Genomic DNA, 16,118 nt, shown 5'->3' with positions numbered 1-16,118 from the left:
GCGGTGGTGCCATCAGTGCTGGGATCGGGGTGTTCTTTCCGCCATTTCGCGACCCAGTTCCCGACTGTCTGCGCCACAAGCCCGTACGACCTGGCGACCTCACCCGAATCGGCTTGGACTTCTGGACGACCTCTGGAACGACTTGTTCGGTGAACTCCGCACTGTATTTCGGTGCCGACATGATCTAATTCTACCTCACGATCATTTCACCCACTGTCCGAAAAACACCAAGCACTCCATAGCTTGTTGATGGCGTGGTTGTATTGTTTCTGCCAGCCTGTGAGCCCGCTCCCTGGTGGTTTGCGTATCGGGGTCATCATGCCCAGCCCGGTGTAGCCCTTGTCACCCAATGGCGGGGTGTCTGGGAAGTTTTCAAGGAAACCCGTGGACTGGATGGCTTTCGCGTCGTGGGTCGATCCGGGGGCCGGGTCGGACACCCAGACCAAGCGTCCTGTCAGGGTGCAGGCCACCTGAAGGTTCAACCCGGTCCGGTGGTGCTTGCCCGAGTACAGGCCCGGTTCGTGTTTCCAGTCCCAGCAGGGTACGAGGGTGCCGTCCACGATCAGGGTCTGGGTCTGGTCCAGGTCGTCTGCGGTGGGTACGAGGTCTGCGAGGACCTCGGCGATGCGAGCCGTCCACCGGGCGATGGCTCGGCTGATCGAGGCTTGGCTGACCCCGAACGACTCGGCCAGCTCGGCTTGGGCGCGGTTGCGTCGCAGGTAGGCCAGGGTTGCCCTGATTTCTTCTGCCTGACTCAGTGCTGGTGGCCGCCCGGTGGCCTGCGGGGTGCGGGGGTAATTGTGGACGAGGGTCTGGTAGAGGACTGTGATTGCTTCGGCGGGCAGGCCTGTTGTATGGTACATGCGAGGACCTGTTCTGGGAATACGGGATTATCGACAACCCAATTTTCTCAGTGACAGGTCCTCGCCTTTCACCCAGACACGCCCACACCGGCAGAACAGATTCCAAGGCCCTCCTCATAACAAGGGTTTTGAATAACCCTCTTGATATCTCTCATCGATACCGGCAGTACTGGGCGGATGACGCTTTTTTAGATCTTGAAGAATTTTGTCGGGAAGACGAGGGGGTGGCGTTGGAAATGCTTCTCACGGAGCTCTACGAGGATGAGATTGAGCCGACTGAGGAGGAGAAACAAACTCTGATCGACTTGGCGACGGGGATGGGGATGTCAAGGGAAGGAATACTTTTCTGGCCTGAACCGCCTGAGCGCTGAAAGGTTTACTTGCGGAACTCGAGTGGAGAAATAGGCTTATCAACAGGAGTCTCCTTCGACAATGTCATTCCTTGCCCTTTACATATACTCTGATGCTTGAATACGCCTCAAGGTTTCCATTCAGCGTGGCTTGATACCTTACTCCTTGTTTGGTATGGCGGGCGGGGCTTTGAGCTATAGTGCCGGTAAAGGAATCTAATGGGCCGCTAAGACACCAGTCGGTAAAGCAGCCACGGACTGGGCCAGCCGCCAGGCAAACAGACTCCCAGTCGTCCGCAACATCAGCAATCGCTTGGGAGCCAACAGCGCCAGCGACGCTTCAAGAGCAGCCAGTAACGACGCCCTCAAAGCCACACCATCACCATCCAACAACTCACCAGCGCCGCGCCCGGAATTACCGGCTGCGCCAACGCGTCCACAGATTGAGCCTCCCACTAAGACAGGGCCCGATTTCATTGCTGATGACAAGGGAACAGTTGTCCCGACCAGTAGAACACGACTCGAAGAAGGCTTCCAATCGGCGGGGCTAGACACCTTCACGACGAAGAGTCCGGGCACTGGATACATTTTACCAGATGGCTCCAAAGTTCGAGTCATGGAGCCGACTAAGTATGCACCACAAAGAGCTAGCTTCACCAATGCTAATGGTGGACCAGTCAGCCCGTTCACGGGCAAACCGCCACAACCACCTAAGGGGATGCCCGACAGGAATCAATGGATTAGTGAACGTACCCATATAGATCTTTTTGATGACTAGGAGGTCTCTTCATGCGAGGCGATGAAATATACCCCGGGTTTGAGAAGTGGGCGACTGGCGTGCCTCCCTTGTTGATTTCGCGTGCTTACGTGCAGAATGAGATGCTGTTCCTCAGTGGTCCTGATTGGAGTTTTTTACTTGGTGCAGTATGCGTGGTGTTGATGCCAAGGGTGAGCTCTTGTTTGATAATTCACTGTCCATCGAGTTGCCTGGGGGGGCGGAGGCTCCGCTTGGTGGCCTGGTGGGTCGTACGGTCGTTGAGGTGGTGCCAGATTTTGCTATGGATCTAGCAAATCTCACACTGGTCTTGGATGATGGCGTCCGGATCGAGTGCACGGATGATACTGACTGGGAACCGTGGCGCCTCAGAATTGGAGAAGATGATTGGGGATGATTTCAGTCTCCCAGATGGTCAACGATTAAGGTGTTGCGCGCGTGTGTCTCGGACGAGGGGGTGGTGGTTCCTGTGCTTTTTGATGGTCGGCTTGCGCCGTTGACTTATTCGATCGGGTTTCTCAACGCGCCGCCTAAGAAGGTGGCGCGTGCGGTTGCCCGGTATTTTATGGGTGGCCCTACGATATGGGGGAAGGTCAGTAAGCTTACCGGTACATTGGAGGAGAATCTGCTGAGGCTTCAACCTTTGGTTCATGAATCGTGGCCGCGTGTCCTACTCACTTCCACAGCTAATGATGAGTGGACTGCAATGTTTGATGGTGACGCTTATGGTCAAGGCGTCGGTGAACTTACTGCGTACGTTGCGTATCGGTTATTGCGGGTTCGTGGCTATTTTGTGGTGTCTGCTCCGCCTGCGGGGAAGCCCGGGCAGGGGCTTGGTGGGCGGCAGTTTCGGGTGCTAGGTCCTGAGGCGGCGAATGGTAGTGTCCGTTCGATTGATCTGATTGAGAGCAGCCCTGGGCGGTGGCATTTTGAGATGCGTGGTGAGGCTCAGTCGTTTGAGGATGTGGGGGCGTATGGGCGTCGTCGTCGGGTGGACAGGTTCACTGAGCGGATGCTTGTTGAGTATGCTGCTGCGGTTGGTCTGCGGCCGTGGGATGAGTCGTTCTACCGGAATCCTTCGTATCTGGTCACCAATGGGCGGCGTGCCAGGAATGTATTCACCCTTGAGCAGGCCCGCGAAAACCTGGGCCTGGACAACTGACGCGCCCAATTTCTGGTAGACCCGTGTGAAAGGATGGATCACCACATGACGACAAGAATACGAGAAGGAATCGATGCCATTCTTCCGGCGACAGTAACGGATTTCGATGTGCTTGACGACTTCGATCATGACAACATCCCCGTCCTCCAAGTCGTAGGCATGACACTCGAGATCACTGGCCCCTTCGTGGGACGTCAAGGCCATGAGTCACTCTGGGACGAAGTGGAACCAGAAGCCCTTTCTCGGCTTCTTCAAGGCTTCGTGGGGCAGTCCCTGCTCGCGATTCAATCCGGCGAAGGCTGGCTGCACTTGGCGTTCACCAACGGCTGGCTTCGTGTCGTAGCGACCGACTGGGACTCATGGATCATGACGCTGCCGGAAGTCACCTGGATGGGACACGGTCGAAGTCGGGGTACTCCACAAGATGAAACATGGGTGCATGGAAGCATCGTGCTACCCTGACGACCAGCGTGATGATCTTGAAGAAGAAGCCTACCGGAAGGCATTCGAGGCGTGGGGCGTGCTCGAAATCATCAACGCCACCCTCCTCGACGAGGATCGGCCTCCCGCGCCTCAGGAGAAGCAGGACGTCAACAGATTGCTCGACGAGTTCTGTCAAGCGCTGGCAACCGGTCTCAAGGAATAGATGCCCATGCCGATGGCCGGCTCTCAGACGCGGATCAAGACGGCATGCCCTGCTGCAAAGGGCCTTGCTGCTCTGCTGGGAGCCCAGCCGTCCGGGAACAACGGATTGCCCGCCGATCAGAGGATCGGCGGGCAACCGCATCTCGGTGAGAGGGAATCAGTCGAAGCTCGGGACGGCCTTCTTCCTTCCCGACCTGAACCAGAGGACAGCCAGCAGGATGAACCACACCGGTGTCAGGTACAGGGCGATGCGCGTCTGCGCGTCAAGGGCCAGGACCGCGACCATGAAGCAGAAGAACACCAGCAGGACCCACGGCATGAAGGAGGCGCCGGGAACCTTGAACGCCGACTCCTTGTGGTCCTGCGGGAACTTCCTACGGTACATGATGTACGCCACCGTGATGAGCCCCCAGATGAACAGCACCAGGATCGACGACACCGACGAGACCATCTGGAACGCCGCCATCACCGTGCCGCCGATCTTCAGCACCGGGAAGGCGATGCAGATCAGCGCGACCGACAGCACCAGCGCGTTGGCCGGCACGTGCCGGCTCGACAGCCGGGCGAACAGCTTCGAGGCGTAGCCCGTGTCCGCCAGGCCGTAGAGCATCCGCGAGGTCGAGAAGATCCCCGAGTTCGAACTCGACGAGGCCGAGGTCAGCACCACGAAGTTCATGACACTGGCCGCAGCCGTCAGACCGGCGAGGTTGAACACGTTGACGAAGGGGCTCATCTCCGAGTCCACCTTGTCCCAGGGCGTGACCGACATGATGGCCGCGAGCGCCAGGACGTAGAAGATCACGATCCTCACCGGAATCGCGTTGATCGCCTTGGGCAGGGTCCGGTGCGGGTCCGCCGTCTCGGCCGCCGCCGTGCCGATCAACTCGGTGCCGATGAACGAGAAGATCGCCAGCTGGAAGGCCGCGAGGAAGCCGGTCAGGCCGGTGGGGAAGACCCCGCCGCGGTTCCACAGGTAGGCGACCGAGGCCACCGTGCCGTCCGGCGAGGTGAACCGGGTCACCACCATGTACGCGCCCACCAGGATCAGGGCGATGATCGCGATGATCTTGATGAGGGCGAACCAGAACTCGAGCTCGCCGAACAGCTTCACCGTCAGCAGGTTCGAGCCCAGCAGCGCCGCCAGCAGCACCGCCGTGCAGACCATCGAGACGTTCAGGTTCTGGATCCAGAAGTCGAAGTACCCGACGATGACGATCATCTCCGCCGCGGCGGTGACCACCCACAGGATCCAGTAGGTCCAGCCGCAGAAGAAACCTGCCCACGGCCCGATCATCACCCGCGAGAAGTCCTGGAACGACTTGTACCGCAAATCGTGCAGGAACATCTCGCCCATCGCCCGCATCATGAAGAACAGCATGGTCCCGATGATGAGATAGGACAGCAGCAGGGACGGCCCGGCGAGGCTGATCGCCTTGCCCGAGCCCATGAACAGGCCGGTGCCGATGGCCCCGCCGATGGCGATCAGCTGGATGTGCCGATTGGACAGCTCCCGGTTGAGGGTCTCCTCACCCGGCGCCTGGCCATCCTGCGCCCCTGTTGAGGGGTCTTGAGGGGGCCTCTCATTCGATGACATGGGATTCTCCTGAATCTCATCAAGCCAGGATGCTGTCCAGCGGCGTGACCTCCATGCCGAAGGCCTCACCGACACCGGCGATGGTCAGCTTGCCGGCGTGGGTGTTCAGGCCCAGCGCCAGGGCGTGGTCGTCCTTGAGGGCCTGCTTCCAGCCCTTGTCGGCGAGCTGGATCGCGTACGGCAGGGTGGCGTTCGCCAGGGCCTGGGTGGAGGTGTTCGGGACGGCGCCAGGCATGTTGGCGACGCAGTAGAACACCGAGTCGTGCACCCGGAAGGTGGGCTCGGCGTGCGTCGTCGGGTGGCTGTCCTCGAAGCAGCCGCCCTGGTCGATGGCGACGTCCACGAGCACCGAGCCGGGCTTCATGGCGGCGACCATCTCGTTGGTGACGAGCTTGGGGGCCTTCGCGCCCGGGATGAGGACGGTGCCGATGACCAGGTCGGCGGCGAGCACCTGCTCGCGGACCGCCAGGGCGGTGCTGGCGAGCCCCTGGATGCGGTTGTCGAAGTCCCAGATGATGCGGTGCAGCTTGCGCAGGTCGACGTCGAGGACCGTGACGTCGGCGCCCATGCCGAGCGCGATGCGGGCCGCGTTCTGGCCGGCAGTGCCGGCGCCGAGCACGACGACCTTGGCCTTCTGTACGCCTCCGACGCAGCCGAACAGGACGCCTCGTCCGCCCGCGGCCTTCATGAGATGGGCGGCACCGACCTGCGGCGCCAGGCAGCCGGCGACCTCGGACATCGGGGACAGCAGCGGCAGCGAGCGGTCCTCGCGCTGGACGGTCTCGTAGGCGATGGCCGTGGTACCGGCGTTCAGCAGGGCCTCGGTCTGGGGACGATCGGCCGCCAGGTGCAGATAGGTGAACAGCACCTGGTCGCTGGACAGGAAGCCGTACTCGCTCTCGATGGGTTCCTTCACCTTGAGCACCAGATCGCCGGAGGCCCAGGTGGCCTCGGCGCCATCGACGATGGTCGCGCCCTGGGCCGCGTACTCCTCGTCAGTGAAGGATGAACCAAGCCCAGCTCCGGACTGGACTGACACCTCGTGGCCTCGGCGGGTCAACTCATGCACGCCGACTGGGGTGATGGCGACGCGGAACTCGTTGTTCTTGACCTCGGCGGGGACAGCAATGCGCATGATCTACTCCTCGTTGAGCGCAGGAACGATGGCGGGGAACCACCGTGGCTTCACCGTAAGGACAGAAAATCTTTTTGTAAAGCCGGGGGGTGCAGGATTTTTTGAATCATCCAGATCAATTCCGTGCATATGTGCAATATCCCAGCAGATCGGTCGGAACCTGCGTATGACGGCAGGAAACCAGTTATCCTCGACCGCTCCTGAGCCCCCGGCAGGAGCCCAGCCGGCGGGTCGCCGCGGCACCTGGGCCGTGTGGCGCCTGGCCCCGACGGGGGTTGGCTCCGGTGCACCCGCGACGGATGTGCCGCCCGGCGGCCCAGGGCTCCGGGAGACCCCGCGGCAGGGCCGGCGTCCGGATCGGTAGATTTGTCCTCGTAGCCCACGATCGGAGGATCATGTACGACATCGGACGCAGCAAGCGTGCGCCGAAGGCTTTCTCACTGGATGATGTGGCGATCGTGCCCTCGCGGCGCACCCGGGACCCCGAGCTGGTGGATCTGTCCTGGAAGATCGACGCCGTCGAGTTCGACTTCCCGCTCGTGGCCGGCCCCATGGACTCGGTGATGAGCCCGGCCACCGCCATCGCCTTCGGCAAGCTGGGGGGTCTCGGCGCCCTCAACCTCGAGGGCCTGTGGACCCGCTACAAGGACCCCGAGCCGCTCTTCGCCGAACTGGCCGCCATGAACGACGACGTCCAGGCGACCCGCCGCATGCAGCAGATCTACGCCGAACCGATCAAGGCCGAGCTCGTCAAGGCCCGGCTCGACGAGATCCGCGCCGCCGGTGTGCCGGTCGGCGGCGCCCTGTCGCCCCAGCGCGCCGCCGAGTTCTCCTCGATCGTCGAGAGCGCCGCCGTCGACTTCTTCATCATCCGCGGCACGGCCGTCTCCGCCGAGCACGTCAGTGACCAGGGCGAACCCCTCAACCTCAAGAAGTTCATCTACAACCTCGATGTGCCCGTCATCGTCGGCGGCTGCGCCAGCTACCAGACGGCGCTGCACCTCATGCGCACCGGGGCCGCAGGCGTCCTCGTCGGCTTCGGAGGGGCCGCCACGAGCACGACCCAGCAGGTGCTCGGCATCGAGGTGCCGATGGCCTCGGCCATCGCCGACGTGGCCGAGGCCCGCCGCGACTACCTCGACGAGTCCGGCGGCCGCTACGTCCACCTCATCGCCGATGGCGCCATGGGCGACTCCGGGCACATCGTCAAGGCCATCGCGGCCGGCGCCGACGCCGCCATGATCGGCGGCCCCCTCGCCCGGGCCGTCGAGGCCCCGGGCAAGGGCTGGCACTGGGGCGCCGAGGCCTGGCACGCCACACTGCCCCGGGGCCGTCGCGTCCGCTACGACTCGGTCGGCACCCTCGAGGAGGTGCTCCTCGGCCCCAGCACCGTCACCGACGGCACGATGAACCTCGTCGGTGCCCTGCGCCGCGCCCTGGCCACCACCGGCTACCAGGACCTCAAGGAGTTCCAGCGCATCGACCTCGTCATCCGCTGACCAGCGCATCGCCCCACCTGCACACCGACGACGGGTGCGGGTGGGGCTGCTTCCTGCCCGATGAGGGGATCTGCCCGATGGGTGAGGACCCCGGACAGGGCGGCGCCAGTGCCGTTAGGCTCACAACAGCCGCGTGACACAGGAGAAACCCATGAGCGACGAACCCGACCAGGCCACGACCGTCCCGCCCGAGCTCGCCAGCCTGCGCGGCTCCATCGACAACATCGATGCGGCCGTGATCCACATCATGGCCGAACGCTTCAAGATCACCCAGCGGGTCGGCGAGCTCAAGGCAGAGCTGGGACTTCCCGCCTCCGACCCGGGACGCGAGCGGGAGCAGATAACGCGCCTGCGCCGGCTCGCCGCCGAGTCGCACCTCGACCCGGAGTTCGCCGAGAAACTGCTGAACTTCATCGTCTCCGAGGTCGTGCGGCACCACACCGAGATCGCGAACCGGGCCTGACCGGCGCCCACCCGAGCACGGGGTCAGCCCTTCCCGGCCGGATGGGACGGGTCAGAGCGCCGGCGCCGGGATTGGCGGGGCGGCAGACGGCTCACTCGCCCATGACGTCGGCGAACAGGGGCGTGGACAGATAGCGCTCCCCGAAGTCGCAGACGATGGCGACGATCGTCCGTCCGGCGAACTCGGGGCGCGCGGCGACCTCGAGGGCGGCCGCGACCGAGGCGCCCGAGGAGATGCCGCAGACGATGCCCTCGTCAGTGCCCAGCCGGCGGGCCATGTCGAGGGCGCGCGGGGTGCTCACCGTCAGCACCTCGTCGACGACCTCGGCGTCGTAGGTGGCCGGGACGAAGTTGGCGCCGATGCCCTGGATGCCGTGGCCGCCGGCCTGGCCAGTGGTGAGCAGCGGCGACTCGCCGGGTTCGACGGCGAACACGGCGATGTCGGGGTTCTGCTCCTTGAGGTACCTGCCGGTGCCGCTGATCGTGCCGCCGGTGCCCACACCGTCGACCACCGCGTCGACCCGGCCCTCGGTGTCGGCCCAGATCTCGGGGCCGGTCGTGGCGTAGTGCTTCGCCGGGTTGGCAGGGTTGTCGAACTGGCGGGCCAGGACGCCGCCGCGCTCGGCGGCGATCCGCTCGGCCGCCGCGACCGAGCCCCGCATGCCCTCGGCCGCCGGGGTGAGGACGAGTTCCGCGCCGAACGCCCGCAGCATGGCGCGACGCTCCCGGCTCATCGACTCGGGCATCGTCAACACGACGTGATAGCCGCGGGCCGCCCCCACCATGGCCAGGGCGATGCCGGTGTTGCCGCTGGTGCCCTCGACGATCGTGCCGCCGGGCTCGAGCTCCCCGCTCGCCTCGGCGGCGTCGACGATGGCCACCCCGATGCGGTCCTTCACCGAGTTGGTGGGGTTGTAGTACTCGAGTTTCGCCAGGACGGTCGCGCCGGTATCGTTGACCCGTCTGAGACGCACGAGGGGAGTGCGGCCGACGAGCTCCGTCACGTCGTTGTAGATCATGGCTGAACCTTAGTGCGTGCCGGCCCGCCGTGGCCCCTGTCCCACGGCGCGCGGGGCCACCCGGCCCTGCTCCCACGCCCGCTCCGTGCGGGGCCCTGGCCCACCGGCGCGCGGGATCACCGTGTGGGAACCGCAAGACCGGGCCTCCCATGCCCTGTCCACTGAGGGCCAGGGCCATCCGACGCCGCCCTATGTTGAGGCCCCGCCGAGGATTCCCGCCCCGCCGTGCGCCGGATCACCGGGTTCACCGGCAAGCGCCCGGATCAGGCCTGGGGCACTAGAATCCACCGCATGCCCACGAGTCATGATCTCGTGCTGGTCGTCGATTACGGCGCGCAGTACGCGCAGTTGATCGCCCGGCGCGTCCGCGAAGCACACGTCTACTCCGAGATCGTCCCGCATGCCACCCCGGTGAGTGAGATCGTCGCGAAGAAGCCGGCGGCCGTCATCCTGTCCGGCGGGCCGGCCTCGGTGTACTCCGACGGCGCCCCTGGTCTCGACCCGGCGCTGCTCGATGCCGGCGTCCCGGTCTTCGGCATCTGCTACGGCTTCCAGGCGATGAGCGAGGCCATGGGCGGCAGGGTCGAGCACACCGGCGACTCCGAGTACGGCCGTACCGCAATCCAGATCGTCGAGCCGGGCTGCCTGCTGAACGGCATGGCCCTCGACGCCTCGGTGTGGATGAGCCACGGCGATTCCGTCACCAGGGCCCCGGACGGTTTCACCGAACTGGCCCGCACCGCCGGCGCCCCCGTCGCCGCCATCGAGGACCTGGACAGGAGGATGGCCGGCGTCCAGTGGCACCCCGAGGTGCTGCACTCGCAGTTCGGCCAGCAGGTGCTCGAGCACTTCCTGTACGACATCGCTGGCTGCCGCCGCACCTGGGACAGCTCCTCGATCGTCGACGAGCAGGTGCGGGCCATCCGCGAACGGATCGGCGACAGGCGCGTCCTGTGCGGGCTTTCCGGCGGTGTCGACTCGGCCGTCGCCGCCGCACTCGTCCAGCGCGCCATCGGCGACCAGCTCACCTGCGTCTTCGTCGACCACGGCCTGCTGCGCAAGGGCGAGGCCGAGCAGGTGCGCACCGACTTCGTCGCGGCCACCGGCGTCAACCTCGTCGTCATGGAGGAATCCGAGCGCTTCCTCACCGCCCTGGCCGGGGTGACCGAGCCCGAGGCCAAGCGCAAGATCATCGGCCGCGAGTTCATCCGCTCCTTCGAGACGGCGGCCCGCCGGATCGCCGGTGACCGCGGCGTCGACTTCCTGTGCCAGGGCACCCTGTACCCCGACGTCGTCGAGTCCGGGGGCGGCGACGGCGCCTCCAACATCAAGAGCCACCACAACGTGGGTGGCCTGCCCGACGACCTGCAGTTCGAGCTCATCGAGCCGCTGCGCACCCTGTTCAAGGACGAGGTGCGCGCCGTCGGCACCGAACTGGGCCTGCCCGAGGCCATGGTGTGGCGCCAGCCGTTCCCCGGGCCCGGCCTGGGCATCCGCGTCATCGGCGAGGTGACCCGTGAACGGCTCGACCTGCTGCGCGAGGCCGACGCCATCGCCCGCGCCGAACTGACCGCCGCCGGACTGGACCGCGAGGTCTGGCAGATGCCCGTCGTCCTGCTCGCCGACGTGCGATCGGTGGGTGTGCAGGGAGACCACCGCACCTACGGTCATCCCGTCGTGCTGCGCCCGGTGAGCAGCGAGGACGCGATGACGGCCGACTGGTCACGTCTGCCGTACGAGGTGATCGAGCGCATCAGCACCCGGATCACCAACGAGTGCCCGCAGGTGAACCGCGTCGTGCTGGACTGCACGTCCAAGCCGCCGGGCACCATCGAATGGGAGTGAGAATTGGGAATACAATTCCCAAAATTGACCGGCCTTGTGGTTCGTGGGACACTGCCCCGGTGAGAGGGGGGCGTTGCCGTGTACATTCCACGCGAGGTCGAAGGCACGATCGACTCCATGCTGGCCCAGGGCAAGGTGCTCCTTGTGACGGGAGCCCGCCAGGTGGGCAAGACCACCGTGCTCAGGGAGCACCTCGGATCGGCGTTCGATTACGTCTCCCTTGAGAATCCCATCGACTACACCGCGGCAAGGAGCGACGCGCTGCTCTTCTTCGAGGGCCACGACATGCCGCTCATCATTGATGAGGTGCGGCGCGTCCCCGAGCTGTTCGGCACCGTCAAGTTCCTCGTGGACCAGTCCGACAGGCGCGGCCAGCTCGTCCTGACGGGCTCGCAGACGTACCACCTCATGAAGGGCGTGAGCGAGTCCCTCGCCGGCCGTGTCAGGGTGATCGAGATGGCAGGTCTGTCCCTGCGGGAGCTCACGGGTGCTGTTGGGGCGGGGCGTACATCCCGAGAAGACTGGGGAGGAAGGATGTGCCGGCAGTTCCGGAGGGCTTCGATCCTTGGGGGCACATCCACGGCGGTTCCATGCCCGAGATGCAGAACGGCTCCCAGGACTGGGACTCCTTCTACACGGACTACGTCAGAACCTATCTCGAGCGCGATGTTCGTGACCTCATCAACGTCAGGGACGAGATGAAGTTCTACAACTTCATGGTTGCCTGTGCTGCACGCTCCGGACAGTTGTTCAATGCATCCGATGTTGCCCAGGTGGCCGAGGTCAGCCACAAAACTGTGCGGGCGTGGCTTTCCGTGCTCCAGGCCTCGGGTGTCATCCGTGTCCTCCAGCCGTTCTGGTCCAATGTTGACAAACGGCTCACCAAGACTCCGAAGATCTACTTCATGGACACTGGTTTGGTCTGCCACCTCACGCGTTGGACAACCCCAGAAGCGCTGCGCAACGGTGCCGCCGCGGGGCATGTCTTCGAGACGTTCGTGGTGTCTGAGGTCCTGAAGAGCTACATGAACGCCGGCGCGAATCCCCGGGACGTGTGGTTCTACCGTGACCAGAAGAAACGCGAGATCGATCTGGTGGTCCAGAAGGGGCACGTGCTGCACCCCGTGGAGATCACGATGGGTGTCCAGATCGGCGTGGACGCGACCAAGAACTTCTCGTCTCTGGAAGACATCCCGGGCTACGAGCTCGGGTTCGGGCACGTGATCTGCCAGACGAGGGAGCCCTACCTCATCACGCGTGACGTTCAGGCGGCGCCCGTCTGGGCGATTTGACGATCGAGGTCGGGGCGCTCATGTTCGGCCTGTGGAAGTTCGACGGCATGGCCCAGGAGAGGATACGCGTTGACAGGGGCCGTTCAGGGGGCGATGAGGAACAGCCAGAATGATGTGCTCAAGGGCTGTCTCTGCGCTGTGGGGTGCGAGACGCTCTACGGGCTGAGCTACGTCCTCACGAAGACCGCGACGAACACCGCGAGCCCGTTCGCCCTGCTCGGCTGGCGGTTCCTCGTCGCGGTGGCCGTCATGAGCCTGTGCGTCGTCCTCGGCCTCGTCAGGATCGACCTGAGGGGCAAGCCGGCAGGGCCGCTGCTGCTCGTGGCGCTGTTCAACCCCTGCATCTACTTCCTCGGTGAGACCCTGGGGATCAGCCGCACGACGGCGTCCGAGAGCGGTGTCATCCTCGCCTGCATCCCGGTCGTCTCACTGCTGGCCTCCACGGTTGTCCTGAGGAAGAAACCGTCACGACGACAGGTCGCCGGGATCCTGGTGACCCTGGCCGGGGTGGTGGTGACGGTGTGCGCCGTCGGTGCGGCCTCGAGCCTGTCGATCGTCGGCTACGCATTCCTGCTGACAGCAGTCGTGTCCTACGCGCTCTACAGTGTGTTCGTCGAGAAGGCATCCGAGCACACGGCGGCCGAGGTCACCTACGTCATGCTGGTGGCGGGGGCCGTCGTCTTCGTGGGACTCGCGGTGTTCGAGGCACTGACCACGGGGGACGTCGCAGGGCTGATGGTGCTGCCGTTCAGGGACGGGGCCTTCACGGTCGCTGTGCTCTTCCAGGGGATCGGCTGTTCGATTGCCGCGTTCTTCCTGGCGAACATGGCGATCGCCAGGATCGGCGTCAACCGCGCGTCCTCCTTCATCGGGCTCGCAACCGTCGTGTCCATCCTGGCCGGGGCGTTGCTGCTCAAGGAGACGTTCACGGCGCATCAAGCCGTGGGTGCCTGCGTGATCGTCATGGGCGTCTACGTGGCCAACACCGGGAAACGCTCGCAGCGACCGCTTCCCGCGCCGTGAGGGCCTCGCTCGCGCGCTACGCATCCGCGACACGTTCTTGCCCGGTCGGATCACTCGGCCGACAGCTGTCGAGCTGGCCTGCGGTTCCGTCCCGGATCATGATCGTTGTCGGCATGGCGGGTCGGTCCGGGCGAGCTGGGCTGTCGTCAGCTCAGGTGCTTGCGCAGGGCGGCGAACGCGGCGAGAAGCCCCATGGCGCCCGCGGCCGAGAGCACGAATGACGCGATCGAGCCCGTCACGAGCGGCGTGGGCTGGGCCTCACCGAGGACATCATAGGCGTGGTAGACCACGATCGTGAACACCGCCGTGCCGACCGAACCGCCGATCTGCTGCAGCGTGTTGTTGAGCGACGAGCCATCCGGGTACTCGCGGGTGTTCAGGCTCCCCAGCCCGTTCGTCGTCAACGCGGTCATGGCGAACGGCAACGCCCCCGAGTAGATCGCGCAGAAGACCACGAACGCCGCGGGTTTCGGCGCGCCCGCCATGCAGGCCGCGATGCCGAGGTAACCCACTGCCGACCCGATGAGCCCGAAGGGCACGGCCCTCGTGCCGAAACGGTCGTAGATCATCCCCGCCAGAAGATTCGCGACAGCGGTCACCACGCCACCGGGAAGCATGATCAATCCCGCCTGGGATGCGCTGTACCCCCAGGCGGATTGCAGGAACAGCGGGGCCACCAGGATCGTGCCGAACAGGATCATCTGCACGAGCACGATCATGACGAGGCTGGTGCGGTACCGCCTGTTCGCGAGGATCCTCAGATTGAGCAGGGGAGTGCGCGCCCTCAGCTGCCGGCGTGCGTAGACGACGATCGCGACGGCACCCACCGCCAGCGGAACCAGCGTGCTGGGGGCGAGGAAACCGGCCGAGGCGGCGTTGCCCACGGCGAACACGGCACCGCCGAACCCGATGATGGACAGCGCCACCGACAGGGCATCGACCGTCACGTCCTTCGGTTCCAGTACCTCCTTCAGCAGGACTGCGGCGCAGAGGATGATCGCGACGAGCAGGGGAACCATGCACAGGAACGTCCAGCGCAGCCCGATCGTGGACAGGATCACGCCGGAGATCGTCGGACTCAGTGCCGGAGCCGCCATGAGCACGAGCATCATGAGCCCGTTGTAGGTGCCGAGCTTGTCTCGCGGCGCCACCGTGATGACCACCGCCATCATGACGGGGATGAAGAAGGCCGCGCCGAGCGCCTGGAGCAGTCTCCCAGCCAGCAGGACGGGGAACGACGACGAGGTGGCGGACACCAGGATGCCGACGAGGAGAATCCCCAGGGAGCCGAGGACGCATCGCCGTGAGCCGAAGCGACCCATGGCGAATGCCGACAGCGGCATGAACGTGCCCGTCACGAGCATGTAACCCGTCGTGAGCCATTGTGTGACGGTGACGGGCACACCGTAGATCTGGCTGACGGTGGGCAGGGCGATGTTCATCTCCGCCTCGTTGAAGATGCAGAGGAATCCGGCGAGCACCAGGAGCGCAACTGTCACGGTGCTCGTTGTCCCACGCTGCGCCGTGGCGCTCTTTCTCGTGTCTGTCATGGTGTGTTCTCGGCGATGATGTGTGGGCATGAACTTATGAGTTCTGGGTCAGGTTCTTCTTCATGAGGCTGACGAGGCGGCGTGCCTCTGCGCGGTCCCGATCACTGAGCCCGGCGAAGATGCGCTCGTCCACCAGTGCGATGCACTCGTCGGCTTTCCGCATCGCCTCGATGCCGTCCGGGGTGATGGACACGTTGTGGCGGCGGCGGTCCGCCGGGTCGACGGTCACCTGCACCAACTCCTTGGCCTCGAGGCGCTTGACGATGCCCGATGCCGCCGGGTTGGAGATACCGAAGTGCCGTTCGATCTGGCGCTGGGAGACGCCGCGATCTCGATGCTCGTTCAGGAACTGCAGGACCCCTGCCTGGCCATAGGGGACGGGGCCGGCCGCGAGCGCCTGGGACATCGCCTTGCCCAGCGCGATGTCGAGCGCCTTGAGTTCGCCCGACATGCTCCGATTCGTCATGTGGCTCCTTAGACTGAGACCACCGACAAACATATAACATGTTATATATTAATGTCAAGACGAGGTCTCCCTGGAGGTCAGTCTGCGTGCTGAACTCCAAACGGTGCTTGACCGCGGTTGAGGGAGAGGAAGGGCTTGTCCAGCCTGCCCATCTCAGTCAGACAGTCCCCTGCTCTGCGGTCCATGCCAACCTCCGGTCGTGGTCGCCGGGAGTGAAGAATCCGAAACGGATGCTGCCGGTGAAGCGCGGTATCATTAAAGCTTATTCACAGAGGCTCAGAGAGTGATGAAATCCCTAGCCATGACCTCATTCATTGAGGCTGTGAATAAGCCTCATTCCTGCTGACATGGATGCGTATCCCGGGCGATTCCCGGCGCACCTGAGCTGCTCGCGATTGTGCAGCTGGTTCTGGTCCGTCCGATGCGTGTGTCCTGCTC

The 16,118-nt window shown here is 64.5% G+C and carries 17 protein-coding genes; 10 read left to right on the top strand and 7 right to left on the bottom strand.

Annotated features, from left to right (window positions below; translation table 11 throughout):
• Nucleotides 1–181: hypothetical protein (locus tag D9T14_RS13990; RefSeq protein WP_220668348.1), on the bottom strand; the 181-nt coding region annotated here is incomplete at its 3' end.
• A 25-nt stretch (nt 182–206) separates the two neighbouring features.
• Entirely contained in the window at nt 207–863 is a 657-nt protein-coding gene (locus D9T14_RS12395; protein WP_119162831.1) for a transposase family protein, read from the bottom strand.
• A gap of 50 nt (nt 864–913) precedes the next feature.
• Here D9T14_RS12395 and D9T14_RS13380 point away from each other — a divergent pair, with 50 nt between their 5' ends.
• The 4 genes from D9T14_RS13380 (at nt 914) to D9T14_RS12385 (ending at nt 3,796) form a co-directional block, all read left to right on the top strand.
• On the top strand, nt 914–1,234 hold the full coding sequence (locus D9T14_RS13380; RefSeq protein WP_147383068.1) for a hypothetical protein: 321 nt from the start codon (nt 914–916) through the stop codon (nt 1,232–1,234).
• Nucleotides 1,235–2,448: 1,214 nt separating this feature from the next.
• Complete coding sequence (locus D9T14_RS13375; protein ID WP_126464200.1) at nt 2,449–3,150, top strand: hypothetical protein; 702 nt, start codon at nt 2,449–2,451, stop codon at nt 3,148–3,150.
• A 45-nt stretch (nt 3,151–3,195) separates the two neighbouring features.
• Nucleotides 3,196–3,612: a hypothetical protein gene (locus tag D9T14_RS13370; RefSeq protein WP_126464201.1), complete on the top strand. Its 417-nt coding sequence runs from the start codon at nt 3,196–3,198 to the stop codon at nt 3,610–3,612.
• Nucleotides 3,590–3,796 (top strand): hypothetical protein, encoded by a 207-nt coding sequence (locus D9T14_RS12385; protein ID WP_119162830.1) that lies wholly within the window; start codon nt 3,590–3,592, stop codon nt 3,794–3,796. Before D9T14_RS13370 ends, D9T14_RS12385 begins: the two co-directional genes overlap by 23 nt.
• A gap of 156 nt (nt 3,797–3,952) precedes the next feature.
• Here D9T14_RS12385 and D9T14_RS12380 read toward each other — a convergent pair whose 3' ends face one another.
• Both D9T14_RS12380 and ald read right to left on the bottom strand, forming a co-directional pair.
• Nucleotides 3,953–5,389, bottom strand: coding sequence for an amino acid permease (locus D9T14_RS12380; RefSeq protein WP_119162829.1), 1,437 nt, complete (start codon nt 5,387–5,389; stop codon nt 3,953–3,955).
• A gap of 19 nt (nt 5,390–5,408) precedes the next feature.
• A complete protein-coding gene (gene ald, locus D9T14_RS12375; RefSeq protein WP_119162828.1) occupies nt 5,409–6,524 on the bottom strand; it encodes an alanine dehydrogenase in 1,116 nt (371 codons plus the stop codon).
• Nucleotides 6,525–6,919: 395 nt separating this feature from the next.
• Here ald and D9T14_RS12370 point away from each other — a divergent pair, with 395 nt between their 5' ends.
• The gene (locus D9T14_RS12370; RefSeq protein WP_119162827.1) at nt 6,920–8,023 is read left to right on the top strand and encodes a GuaB3 family IMP dehydrogenase-related protein; all 1,104 of its coding nucleotides are present in this window, start codon (nt 6,920–6,922) and stop codon (nt 8,021–8,023) included.
• A gap of 151 nt (nt 8,024–8,174) precedes the next feature.
• Nucleotides 8,175–8,486, top strand: a complete 312-nt coding sequence (locus D9T14_RS12365) for a chorismate mutase (RefSeq protein ID WP_119162826.1) — start codon at nt 8,175–8,177, stop codon at nt 8,484–8,486.
• Between the two features lie 91 nt (nt 8,487–8,577).
• On the opposite strand, the gene cysK is transcribed toward D9T14_RS12365, so the two are convergent.
• Nucleotides 8,578–9,504, bottom strand: a complete 927-nt coding sequence (cysK, locus tag D9T14_RS12360; protein WP_119162825.1) for a cysteine synthase A — start codon at nt 9,502–9,504, stop codon at nt 8,578–8,580.
• Nucleotides 9,505–9,795: 291 nt separating this feature from the next.
• On the opposite strand from cysK, the gene guaA reads away from it, so the two are divergent.
• The 4 genes from guaA (at nt 9,796) to D9T14_RS12345 (ending at nt 13,664) form a co-directional block, all read left to right on the top strand.
• Nucleotides 9,796–11,349: a glutamine-hydrolyzing GMP synthase gene (gene guaA, locus D9T14_RS12355; protein WP_119162832.1), complete on the top strand. Its 1,554-nt coding sequence runs from the start codon at nt 9,796–9,798 to the stop codon at nt 11,347–11,349.
• A 78-nt stretch (nt 11,350–11,427) separates the two neighbouring features.
• A complete protein-coding gene (locus D9T14_RS13985) occupies nt 11,428–12,051 on the top strand; it encodes an ATP-binding protein (RefSeq protein ID WP_197720651.1) in 624 nt (207 codons plus the stop codon).
• Entirely contained in the window at nt 11,940–12,641 is a 702-nt protein-coding gene (locus tag D9T14_RS13980) for an ATP-binding protein (protein WP_197720652.1), read from the top strand. The genes D9T14_RS13985 and D9T14_RS13980 overlap by 112 nt, the downstream gene beginning before the upstream one ends.
• A gap of 93 nt (nt 12,642–12,734) precedes the next feature.
• The gene (locus D9T14_RS12345) at nt 12,735–13,664 is read left to right on the top strand and encodes a DMT family transporter (RefSeq protein ID WP_119162824.1); all 930 of its coding nucleotides are present in this window, start codon (nt 12,735–12,737) and stop codon (nt 13,662–13,664) included.
• A 146-nt stretch (nt 13,665–13,810) separates the two neighbouring features.
• Here the strand turns inward: D9T14_RS12345 and D9T14_RS12340 are convergent, their stop codons facing one another.
• Both D9T14_RS12340 and D9T14_RS12335 read right to left on the bottom strand, forming a co-directional pair.
• Complete coding sequence (locus tag D9T14_RS12340) at nt 13,811–15,214, bottom strand: DHA2 family efflux MFS transporter permease subunit (protein WP_170175669.1); 1,404 nt, start codon at nt 15,212–15,214, stop codon at nt 13,811–13,813.
• Nucleotides 15,215–15,248: 34 nt separating this feature from the next.
• The gene (locus tag D9T14_RS12335) at nt 15,249–15,680 is read right to left on the bottom strand and encodes a MarR family winged helix-turn-helix transcriptional regulator (protein WP_170175670.1); all 432 of its coding nucleotides are present in this window, start codon (nt 15,678–15,680) and stop codon (nt 15,249–15,251) included.
• Nucleotides 15,681–16,118 lie beyond the last annotated feature (438 nt).

Source organism: Propionibacterium australiense, from assembly GCF_003666605.1.
In the GTDB taxonomy this organism is placed as follows: Bacteria; Actinomycetota; Actinomycetes; order Propionibacteriales; family Propionibacteriaceae; genus Propionibacterium; species Propionibacterium australiense.
The sequence above is the reverse complement of the archived record's forward strand: the minus strand, read 5'-3'. Positions and strand labels throughout refer to the sequence as shown.